The 16839-nt window shown below is 65.7% G+C and carries 13 protein-coding genes; 2 read left to right on the top strand and 11 right to left on the bottom strand.

The window, feature by feature from the left end:
• Nucleotides 1–56: 56 nt before the first annotated feature.
• The 6 genes from V5734_RS11010 to V5734_RS10985 all read right to left on the bottom strand — a co-directional run bounded on the left by V5734_RS11010 (nucleotide 57) and on the right by V5734_RS10985 (nucleotide 7478).
• A complete protein-coding gene (locus V5734_RS11010) occupies nucleotides 57–860 on the bottom strand; it encodes a carnitinyl-CoA dehydratase (protein WP_347313539.1) in 804 nt (267 codons plus the stop codon).
• On the bottom strand, nucleotides 860–2857 hold the full coding sequence (locus tag V5734_RS11005; protein WP_347313538.1) for an acetate--CoA ligase family protein: 1998 nt from the start codon (nucleotides 2855–2857) through the stop codon (nucleotides 860–862). Before V5734_RS11005 ends, V5734_RS11010 begins: the two co-directional genes overlap by 1 nt.
• Nucleotides 2858–3094: 237 nt before the next feature.
• Nucleotides 3095–4258, bottom strand: coding sequence for an acyl-CoA dehydrogenase family protein (locus tag V5734_RS11000; protein ID WP_347313537.1), 1164 nt, complete (start codon nucleotides 4256–4258; stop codon nucleotides 3095–3097).
• Between the two features lie 3 nt (nucleotides 4259–4261).
• Nucleotides 4262–5020 (bottom strand): SDR family oxidoreductase, encoded by a 759-nt coding sequence (locus tag V5734_RS10995; RefSeq protein ID WP_347313536.1) that lies wholly within the window; start codon nucleotides 5018–5020, stop codon nucleotides 4262–4264.
• A complete protein-coding gene (locus V5734_RS10990; protein WP_347313535.1) occupies nucleotides 5017–6480 on the bottom strand; it encodes a carnitine 3-dehydrogenase in 1464 nt (487 codons plus the stop codon). The genes V5734_RS10995 and V5734_RS10990 overlap by 4 nt, the downstream gene beginning before the upstream one ends.
• A gap of 83 nt (nucleotides 6481–6563) precedes the next feature.
• Nucleotides 6564–7478, bottom strand: coding sequence for a 3-keto-5-aminohexanoate cleavage protein (locus V5734_RS10985; RefSeq protein ID WP_347313534.1), 915 nt, complete (start codon nucleotides 7476–7478; stop codon nucleotides 6564–6566).
• A 318-nt stretch (nucleotides 7479–7796) separates the two neighbouring features.
• Between V5734_RS10985 and V5734_RS10980 the strand changes: the two genes are divergently transcribed.
• A complete protein-coding gene (locus V5734_RS10980; RefSeq protein WP_347313533.1) occupies nucleotides 7797–8792 on the top strand; it encodes a glycosyltransferase family 2 protein in 996 nt (331 codons plus the stop codon).
• Nucleotides 8789–10888 carry a glycosyltransferase family 39 protein gene (locus tag V5734_RS10975; protein WP_347313532.1) on the top strand — a complete coding sequence of 700 codons (2100 nt, stop codon included), beginning with the start codon at nucleotides 8789–8791 and terminating at the stop codon, nucleotides 10886–10888. Before V5734_RS10980 ends, V5734_RS10975 begins: the two co-directional genes overlap by 4 nt.
• 22 nt (nucleotides 10889–10910) lie before the next feature.
• Here the strand turns inward: V5734_RS10975 and V5734_RS10970 are convergent, their stop codons facing one another.
• The 5 genes from V5734_RS10970 to V5734_RS10950 are packed head-to-tail and all read right to left on the bottom strand — an operon-like array spanning nucleotide 10911 to nucleotide 16814.
• A complete protein-coding gene (locus V5734_RS10970; protein ID WP_347313531.1) occupies nucleotides 10911–12218 on the bottom strand; it encodes an arylsulfotransferase family protein in 1308 nt (435 codons plus the stop codon).
• A 9-nt stretch (nucleotides 12219–12227) separates the two neighbouring features.
• Entirely contained in the window at nucleotides 12228–14300 is a 2073-nt protein-coding gene (locus V5734_RS10965) for a hypothetical protein (RefSeq protein WP_347313530.1), read from the bottom strand.
• A complete protein-coding gene (locus V5734_RS10960; protein ID WP_347313529.1) occupies nucleotides 14297–14710 on the bottom strand; it encodes a GtrA family protein in 414 nt (137 codons plus the stop codon). The genes V5734_RS10965 and V5734_RS10960 overlap by 4 nt, the downstream gene beginning before the upstream one ends.
• On the bottom strand, nucleotides 14707–15579 hold the full coding sequence (locus V5734_RS10955; RefSeq protein ID WP_347313528.1) for an NAD-dependent epimerase/dehydratase family protein: 873 nt from the start codon (nucleotides 15577–15579) through the stop codon (nucleotides 14707–14709). The genes V5734_RS10960 and V5734_RS10955 overlap by 4 nt, the downstream gene beginning before the upstream one ends.
• Nucleotides 15576–16814: a class I SAM-dependent methyltransferase gene (locus V5734_RS10950; RefSeq protein ID WP_347313527.1), complete on the bottom strand. Its 1239-nt coding sequence runs from the start codon at nucleotides 16812–16814 to the stop codon at nucleotides 15576–15578. The genes V5734_RS10955 and V5734_RS10950 overlap by 4 nt, the downstream gene beginning before the upstream one ends.
• Nucleotides 16815–16839: the final 25 nt, after the last annotated feature.

Genomic DNA, 16839 nt, shown 5'->3' with positions numbered 1-16839 from the left:
GATGCCATCGGGGACGCGCGCCGGTTCTCTTGCGGGGCGCGAGATGTCGAAACGCCCTAGCGCCCCTTCCAGACCGGATCGCGCTTCTCGGCGAAGGCGCGCGCGCCTTCGAGCTGGTCTTCCGAGGAATAAAGCCGGTCTACCGTCGGCATCTGCCGTCTGGTGATCCGGTTCAGCGCATCCTGAAAGCGCATGTCCTCGGCCTGCCGCACCACTTCCTTGATCGCGGCATAGACCAGGGGAGGTCCGCTTTCGAGAAGCCGTGCGAGATCCCACGCCTTCGGCAGAAGGTCCGCTTGCGTGGTGATTTCCTTCAGGAGACCCCAGCGCAAGGCTTCCTCGGCGTCAAACCAGCGGCCCGTCAGCAAGAGGTCCATCGCCACATGATATGGGATGCGTTTCGGCAGTTTGATCGAGGCGGCGTCGGCCACGGTCCCGGACCGGATTTCGGGCAGCGCGAAGGTGGCGCTGTCGGAGGCGAGGATAAGGTCGGCCGAAAGCGCAAGCTCCAACCCGCCACCACAGCAGATGCCGTTCACCGCCGCGATCACCGGCTTGTTCAGGTTCGGAAGTTCCTGCAACCCGCCGAATCCCCCGACCCCGTAATCGCCGTCGACCGCGTCCCCGCCGGCGGCGGCCTTCAGATCCCAGCCGGGGCAGAAGAACTTCTCTCCTTCGGCGCGCAGGATCGCGACGCGCAAGGTATCGTCGTCGCGGAAGTCGCGGAAGGTAAGCCCCATGATCCGGCTGGTAGCGAGGTCGATCGCATTGGCCTTCGGCCGGTCGAGCGTCACTTCGAGGATGCCGCCCTCACGCCGCGTCCGGATCGGCCCTTCTGTCCGCATCTCCATCTCAGCCATCACACTGCCTCCCTTATCAGCGCATCGACCGCCACCGCGCCGGCTTCCCGGACGAGGATCGGGTTGATCTCGATTTCTTCCAGCTCCGGCCGGTCGAGCATGGCCTGCCCGAGCCGGACCGCGATCTTCGCCACCGCCGCCATGTCGGCCCTCGGCCGGCCGCGATAGCCGTCGAGCAGCGGCCAGAGCCGGAGCCTCCGCATCGCCCCCAGCACCTCGGCCTCCGTCACCGGCAGGACCAGCGTCACCGTATCGGCCAGAACCTCCGCCGTCACCCCGCCAAGCCCGAGCGTCAGCGTCACGCCGTAGACCGGATCGCGCTGCAGCCCGAGCAGGATCTCGGCGACCGTTTCCGTCACCATCTCCTCGACCAGATAGCCCGTGGCCCCCGGCATCTCGGCCTGCCCGTCGAGGTTGGCGAGCCCGAGCCGCACCGCGCCTGCCTCGGTCTTGTGGGCAAAGCCGAGGCCCTTGAGCGCAAGCGGCGGCTTGAGCCCCACCGCCCTGGCCGTCACCTCCGCCAGCGTCCCGCCGATCGCGCCGCGCGGGATCGGCACGGCAGCGGCATCGAGCATCCGCTTGCCCTCTGCCTCGTCCAGAAGCCGCGTCGCGCGGGGCGGGATCGCCGGCGCTGGCCGCCAGCCCGGCCGCCCCGGCTCTGTCTGGGCCGCCTTCAGCGCGCCGAGCGCGGTCTCAAGCCCCATCAGCGGCGCAACCCCGTCCCCGATCATCGCAATCGCCCGGTCCTCGTCGAAGTTCTCCGGCAAGGAGGCGACGGGAAAAGCCGGCTTCCCGGTCGAGCGCCCGGCCGCGACGATGGCGTCGAGCGCCGGCTGGAACGAGGACGGATCGCAGCGGTCGGGCCGTGGCGGGTCGATCACGAAGATCCCGGCATCGTAGCCTGCGAGCATCGTCGTGAAGACATCCGTCGTCCGCGACCCGTCGCCCCAGATGAACGTGTGGTAATCGAGCGGATTGGCGATGGTGACGATCGGCCCGAGAATCTCGCCAAGCCGTATGCGCTGCGCCTCGGACACCGGCGGAAATTCCAGACCGAACGGCTGGGCGAGGTCGGAGACCAGCCCGGCCTCCCCCCCCGAACAGGAGAGCGAGCAGAGGCGCGGCCCGATCCGCGGTCCGTGAACGTGAAAGATCTTCAGGGTTTCAAGGAGTTCCGGGAGCGTATTCACCTCCGCCACACCGGCCTGACAGAGGAAGGCGGACGACGCCGCGCCGCCGCCGGCGAGGGAGGCGGTATGCGACGCGGCGGCCGTCTGCGATGCCTCTGTCTTGCCGGACTTCAGGCAGACGACCCCCTTTCCTGCCGCGCGCGCCGCTTCGGCAAGGGCGGCGAAGGCCGGGGCATCGTCGATACCCTCGACATACATCCCGATCGCCGTCACCCTTTCGTCGGACAAGAGCGCGCCGGCAAGCTCCGCAAGGCCGATCTGCGCCGCATTGCCGAGGCAGGCGACATAGGCGACCGGCAGGCCCCGCGTCTGCATCGAGAGGTTGATGACGATATTCGAGGACTGGCTGAGGAGCGCCACGCCCCGCTCCACCCGCCGGCCGCCATGCTGGTCGGGCCAGAGAAGCGCGCCGTCGAGGTAATTGATCACACCGTAGCAGTTCGGCCCGAGGATCGGCATCGCGCCGGCCGCCGCGACGAGCCGGTCCTCCAGTTCCGGTTCTCCGGCTTCTGTCCAGCCGGACGCAAAACAGATCGCGCCGCCCGCGCCCATCGCGGCAAGTTCGCCCACGACGTCGACCGTGGTGTGGCGGTTCACGCCGATGAAAGTCGCGTCAGGAGCGCCCGGAAGGGCTGCGAGGGAGGGGTAGGCTTTCAGCCCGCCGATCTCGGCCTTGGTCGGGTGGACTGGCCAGACCGGCCCGGCAAATCCCATCTTGCGGCACTGGGCGATGACGTTCTCGGCCCAGACCGAGCCCATGACGGCGATGGACCGGGGGCGCAGCAGCCGGGAGAGGTCGCGCGTCATGCCCGGCCTCCGGTCCCGTGGAGAGCGCCGGGGGCTGTCTGCCCCCGGACCCCCGAGATTATTTGAAAACAGAAGAAGGAAAGATCAGCACCCCGGCCCGACGCCGGCGGCGAGGTGCCTTCTCCTGTTGCGGTCATTGGCGCTCCCGCCTGTCCCGCATTCTCAGATTGGCCGAACATGGTTAACCGACCGTTAAGTCTTCTGTTCATGAATACACCCGCCGGAGGCAAGAAAAGGTCAGGCGCCGAACGGCCGCAGAAGTTCGCGGCTGATGATGTGGCGCTGGATTTCGGATGTCCCTTCCCAGATCCGCTCGACGCGCGCGTCGCGCCAGATGCGTTCGAGCGGGAGCTCGTCCATGAGGCCCATGCCGCCGTGAATCTGGATCGCCTCGTCGGCGATCATGGCAAGAACCTCGGTCGCCTTGAGCTTGGCCATGGACATGTCGGCCTCGGTCACTGTGCCCTGGTCGAATTTCCAGGCAGCCTCACGCGTAAGGAGTTCGGCCGCTTTAAGTTCCATCGCCATATCCGCGAGTTTGAACGAAATTCCCTGGAACTTGCCGATCTTCTGGCCGAATTGCTCGCGCTCCGCCGCATAGCTGATGGCGTGGGCCAGGGCGCGTTCGGCCCGACCAAGGCAGGTGGAGGCGACCTGAAGACGTGTGGCGCCGAGCCAAGTGTTGGCGACCTCGAAGCCCTTGTGGACCTCGCCGAGGATCTGGCCTTTCGGCAGGCGGCAATCGTCGAATTCGAGCACGGCGTTGGTGTAGCCGCGATGCGAGACGTTGCGGTAGCCTTCGCGGACGGAAAAGCCTTTCGTCCCCTTGTCGACGAAGAACGCGGTGATCTTCTTCTTCACCCCGCGCGGGGTCTGTTCCTCGCCCGTCGCCATGAACACGATGGCGAAATCGGCGATGTCGGCATGGCTGATGAAGTGCTTGGTGCCGTTCAGGACGAAGTCATCGCCGTCCTCGCGCGCCGTCGCCTTCATGCCGCGCAAGTCCGACCCGGCTCCGGGTTCGGTCATGGCAAGGCAATCCCATTTCTCGCCGCGAATGCAAGGATGGAGATAGCGCTCCTTCTGCTCCTCCGTCCCGGCGAGAAGGATGTTCGAGGGCCGCGCGACGCAGGTCCAGTGGAGCGCGTAGTTGGTCCGCCCCAGTTCCTTCTCGTAGAGGAGCCATGTCAGCGTATCGAGGCCGGCGCCGCCGACCTCCTCGGGCATGTTGGCCGCGTAAAGACCGGCTTCTATCGCCTTGGCCTGCAACTCCATTATCAGTTCCATGCGGAGGTGGCCGGTGCGTTCGACCTCGGCCTCGTGGGGATAAAGCTCGTTTTCGACGAAGGCGCGCGTCGTCTCGACGATCATCTTCTGTTCGTCACTCAGGCCGAAATCCATGTCTTACACCTTGGGATCTGGATTGATGGTGAAGCCGTCGACGGTCAGCACCTGGCCGGAGACCATGCGGGCCCCGTCGGAGGCGAGGAAGACGGCCATGTTGGCGATGTCCTCGGGGTCGGAGAGGCGGCCGAGCGCGGTGCCGGCGGCATAGCCGTCGCGGACCGCCTCGGTGGTCATGCCCTTGGCCCTCGCTTCGGCCTCGAACACCCTGTCGATGCGGGGGCCGGTGACGGAGCCGGGCGCGATCGCGTTGGCGCGGATGCCAAAGGGACCGAGTTCCATCGCGACGGTCTTCATCAAGCCGATCACCGCCCATTTCGCGGCTGCATAGGGCGCGCGATAGGGAAAGCCGTAGAGACCGGCCGTCGAGGAGGTAAAGGTCATCACGCCGGAGCGCTGCGCCTTCATGATCGGGGTTGCATATTTCGCGGCAAGGAAGGCGCCGTCGAGATTCACCGCGAGGCAGCCGCGCCAGCCATCGAGCGGCATGTCCTCGATCGACGCCGTCGGCCCCTTGATCCCGGCATTGGCGCAGAGAACATCAAGGCCGCCCCATACCGACTTCACTTCATTGAATAATGCGTCCATCGACGCTTCGTCCGCGGCATCGACCCTGCTGGCGCGGATCCCGTCCGGAACCGTGACGAGCGCGGTGTCATCGACATCGGTCACCCAGACCTCGGCCCCGGTCGCGGCGAAGGCGTTCGCCATCGCCCGGCCGATCCCGGCGGCGCCTGCGGTGATGAGGACGCGGGTCATGACTTCCGTTGCCCGACATGGCGACCGGCGGCCTCGGGACGCGGCAGGGCCTTGTGGGCCTCGGTGATGGGCGCAAGGCGCGCCAGTACCTCTGGCGCCGCGGGACAAGTGCGGCCGGCCTTCATGTCGACATGAAGGAACATCTGTTCGAGGCTCGCCACCACCTCCTCGCCGCGCTGGATCCGGATGAAGGCGTGGATGCGCTTTTCGTCCGAGCTCAGCACCTGCAACGTGCCGGTGAGACGGTCGCCGAGCTTCGCCTCGCCCAGATGCATGATATGGGTTTCGGCGGTGTAGTAGCTGTGGCCACCCGCCACATAGTCCATATCGGCGCCGATCAGTCTGAGGAACGCATCGGAAGTCTCTGATGCGGCAAAGAGATAGCGGCTTTCGGTCATGTGGCCGTTATAGTCGATCCAGCCCGGCAGAACCTGCATATGCGCCATGACCAGCGGCGCGCCTTCGCCGGTCTTGCCGGTATCGTGGAAGGCGGCGCGGCGGCGCTCGTCATGTTCGCGCAGGACCTTTCCGGCGCCCCAGTTGCGGTCCTTCAGCGCCCGCATGAAGCCGATGAGGTTGGAGTCGCGGATCCGTTCCAGCTCGCGGATCGTGTAGTGGCCCGACTGGGCGTCGGACTGGCCGGCGATCAGGTCGACGAGCTCGTCGGTGAATTCGGGCACATCCATGAGCTTCGTCCAGGGCCAGCTGAGGCAGGGGCCGAACTGGGCCATGAAGTGCTTCATTCCGGCCTCGCCGCCGGCGACTCGGTAGGTCTCGAAGAGGCCCATCTGGCCCCAGCGGAGGCCGAAACCCATGCGGATCGCCTCGTCGATCTCCTCGGTCGTGGCGACACCGTCCTTGACGAGCCAGAGCGCCTCGCGCCAGACGGCCTCAAGGAAGCGGTCAGCGATATGGGCGTCGATTTCCTTGCGGACATGAAGCGGGAACATCCCGATCTCTCGCAGGATTTCCTTTGCGTTTTCAATAACGTTCGCATCGGACTTTGCGCTGGGAACGACCTCGGCCAGCGGCAGCAGATAGACAGGATTGAAGGGATGCGCGACGAAGATCACCGAGGGGTCGGCTGCGCTTTCCTGCAACTCCGACGGTTTGAAGCCCGAGGTCGAGGAGCCGATGGGCACGCCGTGTGAGGCCTGCTGGATCTGGGCGAAGACGCGGTGCTTCAGATCCAGCCGCTCGGAGACGGATTCCTGAATGTAATCCGCGCCTTGCACGGCGTCCGTGAGGGTGGCGGCGAAGCTCAGCCGGCCCTCCGGCGGCATCGGCACGTCCGAGAGCGCGGGCAGTGCGGCGCGGGCATTGGCCAGCACCTCGCCGATCTTGCGCTCGGCCTCCGGGTCGGGATCGAAGACCGCCACGTCCCAGCCGTTGAGGAGGAACCGCGCGGCCCAGCCGCCGCCGATAACCCCGCCCCCGATGATCGCTGCCTTGCGCGCCATGCGCCCGTCCTTTCCGCGTTCAGCCCGTCAGGCGGGCGTATGTTTGCCGTATGCTTTCCGTAGCTACACCGTAACCACCGGCGTCACCGCTTCTTCGGCGCCCGTTTTGTCAGGCCGAGCTTTGCCCGCACCTCGTCCGGCCCGATCACCCGCGCCCCGAGGTTCTCGATGATCGTCGCCGCGCGCTCGACGAGCTGGGCGTTGGTCGCCAATTGCCCCTTGCCGAGCCAGAGGTTGTCCTCGAGCCCGACGCGCACGTTGCCGCCGGCGAGAACCGAAGCCGCGACGAAGGGCATCTGGTCACGACCCAGAGAAAAGGCCGACCAGTTCCAGTCGGCGGGCACATTGTTGACCATCGCCATGAAGGTGTTGAGGTCGTTCGGCGCGCCCCAGGGCACGCCCATGCAAAGCTGCACCAAAGCGGGCGATTTCAGCACGCCTTCCTTCACCAGTTCCTTGGCGAACCAGAGATGGCCAGTGTCGAAAGCCTCGATCTCGGGCTTCACGCCCAGATCGGTCATCATCTGGCCCATCGCGCGGAGCATGCCGGGCGTGTTGGTCATCACGTAGTCGGCCTCGGCGAAGTTCATCGTGCCGCAGTCGAGGGTGCAGATCTCGGGCAGACAGTCGGCGACATGGGCCATGCGTTCAGTGGCGCCGACCATGTCGGTACCCGCGACCGGCGGCAGCGGCGATTCCACCCCGCCGAAGACGATGTCGCCGCCCATGCCGGCGGTAAGGTTGAGGACGACGTCGGTCGCCGAATCGCGGATGCGTTCCGTGACCTCGCGGTAGTATTTCGGATCGCGCGACGGCTTGCCGGTCTCCGGGTCGCGGACGTGGCAATGGACGATCGCGGCCCCGGCCTTGGCGGCGGCGATGGCGCTGTCCGCGATCTCGGCGGGCGAGCGCGGCACATGCGGGCTGCGGTCCTGGGTCCCGCCCGAGCCGGTGACGGCGCAGGTGATGAAGACCTCCTTGTTCATGGCGAGCGGCATAGCGATCCTCCTTCGTTTCACGGGACTATATCGGGACCGGCGGCGGCGAATTGACGAAAAGCGAAACCCGTTTATCGTTTTTCGCAACCCCGCGCCGCTGCCGCCCGCTTGTCCCGCGCTCGTCCACAATCCGCCATTTCAGAGCGGATTTCATCCGCCGCGCCGTTCCAACCGGATCGTACTGACGCGAATTTTCCTTCGCGGCTGTGGAAGTTGCGCTAGACTGCTAAGACGTCGAGTCGGGGCGCCACTGCGGCAAAGGGGAATGCTCGCCTCATTTGAACCAATGATCAGAGCCAGTCACCGGATTTGAGCGCCATGAAGAAAATTACTGTCGTTTCACCCTGTTACAACGAGGAAGACAACGTCGAGACCTGTTACGAGACGGTGAAGGCGATTTTCGACCGCGATCTGCCCGGCTACGAGCGCGAGCACATCTTCGTGGACAACGCCTCCTCCGACCGCACGGTCGAGATTCTGCGCGCGATCGCGGCGAAGGATCCGTCGGTGAAGGTCGTGGTCAACGCGCGGAACTTCGGGGTCTACCGCTCCACCTTCAACGGGCTCCGGCATTCCACCGGGGATGCGACGCTCTGCATGTTGCCGGTCGACCTTCAGGATCCGCCCGAACATCTGCCGGAATTCGTGAAGCTCTGGGAAAGCGGCTACGACGTGGTCGCGGGCGCCCGTTCCACGCGCGAGGAAGGGTTCATGCTGCGCTCGGCGCGCAAGGCCTTCTACCGGATCGTCAACTGGCTGTCCGATTTCGAACTCTCGCCCGATGTGGGCGAATTCCAGCTTGTCGACCGCAAGGTGCTCGACGCGGTTCTCAGCCACAACGACCACTACCCCTATATCCGCGGCATCATCGCCTCGGTCGGGTTCAAGAAGGTCATCATCCCCTATACTTGGAAGGCGCGGAAGCGCGGGGTGTCGAAGCACAACCTGATGATGCTGATCGACCAGGCGCTGAACGCGATCTTCGCCTTCACCAAGGCGCCGATGCGGTTCTGCACCTTTGTCGGGGTCGGGATCGCCGTGTTCTCGATCCTCTTCTCGGTCTTCTCGGTCTTCGCCTGGTTCCTCGGCATCGGCGACGCGCCGCGCGGGACGACGACGATCATCGTGGCGCTGTTCTTCCTTTCCGGGATCCAGCTTCTCTTCATCGGCATGCTCGGCGAATACATCACCGCGATCCACAACCAGGTGCGCGGCGGTCCGACGGTGATCGAGAAGGAGTTGATCAACATCGCCGCGCCGGGGCGCCAGGGCGGTGCCGACCGCGTCACGTCGCTGGCTGCCCATAAAGCATGACCACGACACCGGCCTATCGTTCCGGACTGGTCGGACCGGCCGCTGTTGTCGCCGCGTTCGCCGTGTTCGCTGCCGCCGTCCTGCTTCCGACGGCAGCACCTAATTTGCCGTCGGGAATGGTGTTCGAGCCGATCGACCGCTGGGCGCTCTCGGTTCTGGCTTTGGCCCTGCTGGTGCTCGGCCTGTCGGTGCGACGCGGGGCGGGCTGGTTCGGGGTGCTCGGTTTCGTCTTCCTGACCGGAGGGGCCGCCCAGATCTACATGACGGAGCCCCTGTGGTTCCCTGCCCTGCACCTTAAGCCGCAGAACGGCCGGGAATGGGTCATGGTCGGCGTGATGGCCATCGAGGCGGCGGTGGCGCTGACGGCGCTGTCGCGGATCGGCGTCGGGCGGCTCATGACGGAGGCGGGCGGGCGATTGGGCTGGGGCCGGATCGCGCTCTTCCTCTGCCTCAGCTTCGCGTTCTGCTCCCCGGTTCTCAACTACGCCTGGCGCGGCGCGGCGGTGGCCTGGTTCGCGCATGTCGTCGTCGGGGCGGTGCTGATCGCCCTCCACCTCTCGGTCCTCGTCGCGATGAGCCAGGTCAGGAGCCCGATCAGCGGCCTTCACCGGCTGTCGCCGATCGTGCCCGCAACGTTCATGGTGCTGGCGAGCCTCGCGCTCGGGCAGTTCGCGTTCGAGCATCTGCCGCATGTCGAGGACGAGGTCGCCTATCTCTTCCAGGCCCGCACCTTCGCCTCGGGCGCGCTGAGCGTGCCGGCACCGCCTGATGCGGCTTTGCCGGGGCTCGAATACTACCTTCTCGACGTCAAGGACGGTCGCTGGTTCTCGACCTCGGTGCCGGGCTGGCCGCTGGCGCTTGCGCCCTTCGTGATGATGGGGCTGCCGTGGCTCATCAACCCGATCCTCGCCGGGATCTCGGTGCTTCTCGCCTATGATATCGCGCTCAGGAAAGTCGGCCGCGATCAGGCCGACCTCGTGGCGCTGATGATGGCCTCCTCGCCCTGGCTCATCGCCGCGGCGGCCTCGCTGATGCCGCACACGCTGACCCTCACGCTGATGCTTTTCGCGTGGTGGATGGTGCTGCGCGCCCGCGCCGCAAGCGGGCGGGAGGTGCGGCGGCTGGTGCTCGCGGGGCTCGCCATGGGCTGGATCTTCGCGACGCGGCCCCTCGACGGTCTGGTGATCGGCGGGCTGACCGGGCTTTGGGTTCTGGCCGGACCGGGCGGCTCGGCTCGGCGCGCCGCGCTTTACGTCGCGGGCTGCGCGGCCACGGGGAGCCTGCTGCTTCTTCACAATTACCAGATGACGGGATCGCCGCTCCGCCTCGCGCTCAGCGATTATCTCGACCTCCATTGGGGGATGGGCGCGAATGCCTACGGGTTCGGGCCTGAGATCGGCCCGCCGGGCGGCTGGAGGATGCTCGACCTCTGGGTCGGGCACGGGCCGGTCGAGGCCGTGCTGAACACGATCAACCTGATCGCGAGCCTGCAATTCGACCTTCTCGGCTGGTCGGTCGGCTCGCTGGCGCTGGTCTTCGCCTTTTTCCTCTGGCAGGGGCGCAAGCTCGCCTTCGACTGGGTGATGGTCCTCGTGATCGGGGCGGTGGTCGTGACGATGGCCTTCTACTGGTTTGCCGACAGCTACTATTTCGGGCCGCGCTACTGGTTCCTCGCATCCTTCCCGCTGCTTTACCTGTCCGCCCGCGGCTACGACGCGCTGCGCGCCCGCTTTCCGGGGGCGGACGGGATGAATTTCATCCGCATCGATTCCATTCTCGGGCTCTGCTGCGTCTTCGGGCTTTTCGTCTTCACGCCGTGGCGCGGCGTGGTGAAATTCTACGAATACGGCAACTTCCACAGGACCTACCGCGAGACGGCCGCGACCGGACAATTCGGCAACGCCATCGTGATCATGAAGAAATCGGGCGACGAGGGGTCTGCCTTCATCCTTAACGATCCTTGGCTATCCGGGCCGGGGCCGATCTTCCTGCACGACACCGGAACGCTCGACGAGGATGCGCTCCGCGCGGCCTTTCCCGGTCGCGAGATCATCCACTATGACGCGAATTGGACCCGGCATACGCCGATGAACTGAGCGGTTGGCTATGCGCGGCGCCTCAGTTGCAGCTCCAGTCGGTGACGGTGAAGTAGAACGGGTCCAAGACCTCCGCATCGTGAAGCCAGGTGACCCGGCCCGCGTCGTAGCGGTTCATGTATTCCCAGACGATCTTGCCCGCCGGCGTCACCTCGAAGGCGCGTCCTGATTGCGCCTCGGTGATCATCAGGTTGCCGTCGGGTTGGGTCTGGTGGGTCGAGCGTTCGGGCGAATACATGAACTGATCCTCGCGCCCGCCATAGAGGGTCACGGCCCCGTCCGTAGCCGGGTCGATCTGCCAGATCCGGCTGCCTCCCCCGCGGCTCCCGTCCAGGGTTTCGTCCGAATGGTTGTCGAAAACTGTGATCTTGCCGCCCTTTTCCCAATCCGGATCGTGCTGACGGATGAAGGGGCCGATCTTCCACCACTTGATCTTCGTGACCTCCGCATCGGTCACCAGGATCATGTTGCGGTTCCTGAGCGACAGCATCAGGTCGCCCGCCTCGAACATCGGGAAGTCGGCGGCGAGGCTCGCGGGAAGTTCCTCCACCTCGTTGAGGTGGAATTCGCCCCCCACCCGCGTCTTGAAGAAGCCGGTGGAGGTCAGGACTGCCTCCATGTCGTTCTCGATCATCAGGTCGGTGACGGCCTTTTCGAAGACCTTGTTGCCGTCGGCGTCGTATTTGAAGACGAGGTCTTCCCAGTAGGGCCCCGAGAAGGGCCAGGGAATCTGGCTGTTCGGCTTGTCGACATAGCGGCCGCCCGAGACCACGACGCCGCCGTCCGACAGCCAGTTCGGCGAGTGGTGGTTGACGATTCCGGGCGTCGTCCAGACCGGCTTGCCGCAGCGGTCGAGCCTGGCCATGCCGCCGCTTTCGAACGAGAACACGATGTCGCCGCCCGGCGTGATGATCGTGCCGTGGGTGATCGCGTTCCAGTCGGTCGCCGGGTTGTCGCGGAAGAACGAGGTGTCGGGGAAAAGCGCATGGGCGCTGAGCTCCCAGTCCTTCACCACGGTGCCGTCGCGGCGGATCAGCCGGGCGCGGTTGTTGCCGTCCATGAAGCCCGAGAGCAGGATCAGGTCGTCCTTGCCGGAGCTGTTCACGGTGACGCCGGAGCCTTCGTAGCGGGCCGGGCGCAGGAAGTGGATCGGTTCCGTTCCGCGCAGGTTCGGCAGCTCCTCGTAAAGCGTCTTGGCCTCGTCGAGCGTACCCCAGACCAGGTCGTAGGCCTTGTTCTCGCGCACGGCCGAGTAAAGCCCGGCCGTAAAGGTGCCGCCGAGCACCAAGGCGCCGGCGCCGATGAGGAAGAAGAGTTTCGCCTTGTCCATTACCCTGCCCTATTGATCTTTCAGTCCCAGCATCCGCTTGATCGGCGGCACGATGTCGAAGACGAAGCGGTCGCCCCGTTTCGCGCCGTGGCCGTAGATCACGGTGCGCGGTGTGATATAGATCACCGCCCCGGTATCGACCGGAAGCTTCGTCGTCGCATGCGCCTGATAAAGGTCCATGTCGCGGATGTAGAGGCCGTAGCCGTCCTTTGCATCGAAAAGCGTGCCGTCGGCCCCGGTCGCCTGATCGAGCGGCTTCAGGACGTAGTTGATGGCCTGCCCCTCGGGCTTGTCGAATTCCGAGTAGTACCACCAGACCAGCGGCGCACCGTAGTAGCGCTCCTTCGGGTCGTCCTCGCCATAGGTCATCTTGAAGAGGTTGCCGAGGAGGACGTGTGCGATGTCGAGGGCCTTTTCGTCAAAGCCCCGGAAGCGGTCGCCGTCGCCGCGGTCTGCGCTTTCGAAAAGCGGCCCCTCGGTCACGACATGCTGGCCGATCACCCGCTCGAACCCGTGCATCTTCATCTCGCGCGGCCAGGACAGCCAGACCGAGATCGCGATGAGCACCGCCGCCGCGATGCGAAGCACGGGTTGATGGCGATCCCAAAGCTCTGAGCGGTACATGACGACCAGCGGGGGGATCATCGCCGGGATGAAATGGTGCAGCAGCACCCGGTAGGCCTGGAGGTAGAAGAAGAGGAAATAGCCAAGCGTCACCAGCGTCAGTGCCCGCGCGATCCGGTCCTGCCTCGGCCAGGTCAGAAGGAAAAGCGCGGGCAGGATGCCGGCGGGCACGGCCCAGAAGGCGAACCGGCTCCAATCCGCGAAGGTCATGAAACGCAGGCGCGTGATGATGTTTCCGGCGCCGAATTCGTCGCCGGGGAACGGCAGGCCGAGCACCACGATGATCTTCGGCAGGATCACCGAGATGAACCCGGCGACGCCGACGACGCCTGCGGCCACGAAGAGCCGCGCCCAGGGGATCGGCCGGAAGGTGAGGAACACGGCGGCCGGCCACATCAGAAGCCAGAGACCGCCCGTCGGGATCACCAGATGGGTCATCACACCGGTGGCGAGCATCAGCCAGCGCCGGTCCTCGATGAAGAAGAGCGCATAGCCGAGGAAGCAGATCAGCGACAGCGTCTCGCGCGCGGCGGGCATCGGGCTGTCGCCGAAATAGACGTGGTAGCCCCCTGAATAGACATTGGCGAGCGTGTAGAGGAGGAGTGCCGCGACGATCAGCGCGTGATCGGCGGGCCGGAGCGCGGGCAGCGACTCTCGCCCGGTGCGGATGAGCTGGGTCAGCACCGGGTAGAGAAGCGCCAGATACATGAGGAGAGGCGCACGGACCGAGAATTCCCATTCGCCCCAGAGCCGGACGAACCAGCTTTCCGGGATGACGAAGAGGACCATCGTCAGGCCGGGCGCGTTGCGGATCGGCCCGGCCTCCGGCGTCCAGAACGGCCAGAGCTTCGCGATATAGAGCCTCGCGAACTGCAAGGAGCCAGAGCCGTCGCCGGTGAAGTTCTCCCAGTAGAACTTGGGCGCGAAGAGAACGAGGCAAAGCCAGAAGAGGCCGAGCGCGATCCAGAGATCGCCCCCCTGCCCCTGAAGCCGCAGCCGGTGCGGTTGTCCCGCCGACAGCCTGAGCCCGGCGATGGCGAGACAGGCGATGTCGAGCGCGAGGATGAGCCAGGCATAGGTCGTGCCCTTGGCGGTGATGCCGGTGGCGAGCTGGAAGGCCGTGGTCACGCCGATATGGACGAGGATCGCGATGGTGAGGCCAGAGACAAGCCAGGCCGCGGCATGTTTCTGTCGCCCGAAGACGGCCGAGAGGATAAGGCCGGGGGCGAGGAGGAAGATGCTCGTGGCAAGGGCGGTCGCCGGGGTAACGAGGTAGAGTTCCAGCGCGTGGCCGGGCAGGAAATACGGGCTGTCGCCGAGGCCAAGATCCCACTGCATCAGCGTGTCGCGCAAGACCGGCAGGCCGGCCAGCGTCACCGCCGCCGAGACCAGCACGACAAGGCCGAGGATCAGCATCGCGCGCGGCGCGGTCTCGGTCCGGGTACCGGCAAACGTCATGAAGATCCCTTTCCGAAAGGCAGCCGCCCGGTCAATGCGAGCGAGACGAAGACAAAGGCCACCATCGCCATCGGCAGGACGAGGAGCGCCTGTGCCCAAAGCTCCGAGAGGCCGGTGTCGATGGCGGCCCTCAGCACCCACTTGTTGAGGAAAAAGAGCGCGACATAGGCCAGGACGTAGGCCGGCAGCCGGCGCAACCCTTGCGTGCCGAATACGATGCGGCCATGCATGACGAAGTTCCACAGAACCCCGATCACATAGGAGAGCCCGAGCGCCCATTGCCAGGGCAGGCCGAGAAGCCGGAGGAGCACGGCGTAGACGGCAAAGCCGAAGGCGGTATTCGCGACGCCGACGACGAGGAATTTCAAGAAACGCCAGAGTTCGGGGCGGGCACGGAGGGCGACGATCACCGGATCACTCCTTCCGCTTTCAGGACCGCGCGGATGCCGGTTTCCATGTCAAAGCGGGGTCGGAAGCCGACATCGCGACTGAGCCGGGTCACGTCGGCCTCGATCAGCGCGGGGTCGTTCTCAGGGCGCGGCCGCGCGCCGAAGCGGATAAGGTCCTCGCGCCCCATGTCGCGGGCGATCTTCTCGATCATGTCCTTGACCGGCACGGCATGGCCCGACCCGATATTCACCGCCCCCTCGACCTCGCCGGCCAGGAGCAGGACGAGCGCCTCGGCGATATCGGCGGCGTGGAGGAAATCGCGGCGCTGGAGGCCGTCTGTGCAGTCCACCGTCTCGCCGGCGGCAAGCCCCTTGATGAGGTCGCCGAAGAGCCGCCCCTTCGGCTCGCCGGGCCCGTAGCAGAAGAAGGGCCGCGCCCAGGCGAGCGAAACGCCCATCACCCCTGCTCCGGCCAGCGCGGCCATTGAGGTCGCGGCCTTGGCGGCACCGTAGAGCGTGGCGGGCCTGAGCGGCGTCGTTTCGGTCAGGTGGCCGTCCAACCAGTCGTATTCGGCGCAGCTTCCCACCATCACCGCGCGGGTGCCCCCAGCCTCCGCGAAGGCGCGCAGAAGCCGGAGGCTTGCCCCCACCCAATCGAGGTTTTCCGGCGCGCTCCAGCGATCCGCGCCGTCATGCCAGGCGAGATGGATCAGGTGATCCGCCCCGGCCCGCACCACGATCCCCTCGGGATCGTCGAGAAGGTTCCCGGTCATGCAGCCGGGGCGGCGCGACACCGCCACGACCTCGTAGTCAAGCGCCCTCAGCGCCGCGCCGACATGGCGACCGATCAGACCGGACCCGCCGGTCAGGAGGACGCGCCCCGCGCTCATGCCGTCACGGAGATCGCCGGGACGGCGGTGACAAAGCGGGTGCCGCCATCGCGAAGGTCCGAAAGCTGGCGGATGACCTCGGCCTTGAGGTTCCATGGCAGGATCAGCACGAAGTCGGGTTGACGTGTCCTGAGTTCATCGACGTCGAAGACCGGGATGCGGCTGCCGGGCAGAAGCGTGTTCTGCTTGGCCGGATTGCGGTCGACGCAATAGGCGACGAGGTCGGGGCCGATCTGGCAATAGTTGAGAAGCGTGTTGCCTTTCGCGGCCGCCCCGTAGGCGGCGACGAGCTTGCCTTGCGCGTTTGCTTTTTTCAGGAAATCCAGAAGGCCGTCACGCACCGCTTCGACCCGTTCGGAAAACCCTTCGTATCCGGCGGCGCTGTCGAGCCTCGCGGCCGCCTCGTCGCCGCGCACCTTGGCGACGCCGGAGCATTCGGCGTGGGAGGCGTCACTGCGACAGGCATAGACCCGCAAGGATCCACCGTGGGTCGGCAGTTCCTCCACGTCGAAGACGCGCAAGCCTTTGGACGAGAACACCTTTTCGACCGCGAGGAGCGACAGGTAGGAATAGTGCTCGTGATAGATCGTGTCGAACTGCACCTCCTTGACGAGGCGCAGGAGATGCGGGAACTCGACCGTGTAGACGGCGTCCCCGGTCAAAAGCTGCGCGATGCCCGCTACGAAGTCGTTGATGCCGGGGACATGGGCAAGGACGTTGGCCGAGCAGATGAGGTCCGGCCGCTTGCCCTCGTCATAAAGTTTCTTGGCGATGCGCTCGCCGAAGAAGTCCACGAGCGTCGGCACCCCCGCCTTTTCGGCAGCCGCGGCGACGGAGCCGGACGGCTCGATCCCGAGAACCGGGATGCCGACCGCAACGAAATTCTTCAGAAGGTAGCCGTCGTTCGACGCGATCTCGATCACGAAGCTATCCGGGCCGAGACCGAAGCGCTCGGTCACCATGTCGGCATACGCCTTCATATGCGCAAGCCAGCTGTCGGAGAAGGAGGAGAAATAGGCGTAATCGCCGGTGAAGATCTTTTCCGGCGGCACATCCTCATCGACCTGCACCAGCCAGCAGTTTTCGCAGACGCGGGTGTGGAGCGTGTATTTCGGCTCCGGCTCGTCCGCCTTGTCCATCGGCACGTAGGAATTGGCCACGGCCGAGAGCCCGAGATCGACGAAGGTCAACGGCATTTCGGCGCCGCAATGCCGGCATTTCGGATAACTGGTCACGCGATACTCTCCTGTCTGATGGGTC

Origin of the sequence: Defluviimonas sp. SAOS-178_SWC (assembly GCF_039830135.1) — a bacterium.
In the GTDB taxonomy this organism is placed as follows: domain Bacteria; phylum Pseudomonadota; class Alphaproteobacteria; order Rhodobacterales; family Rhodobacteraceae; genus Albidovulum.
Note: the sequence above shows the minus strand (reverse complement) of the source record. Positions and strands in the feature narration are given on the sequence as shown.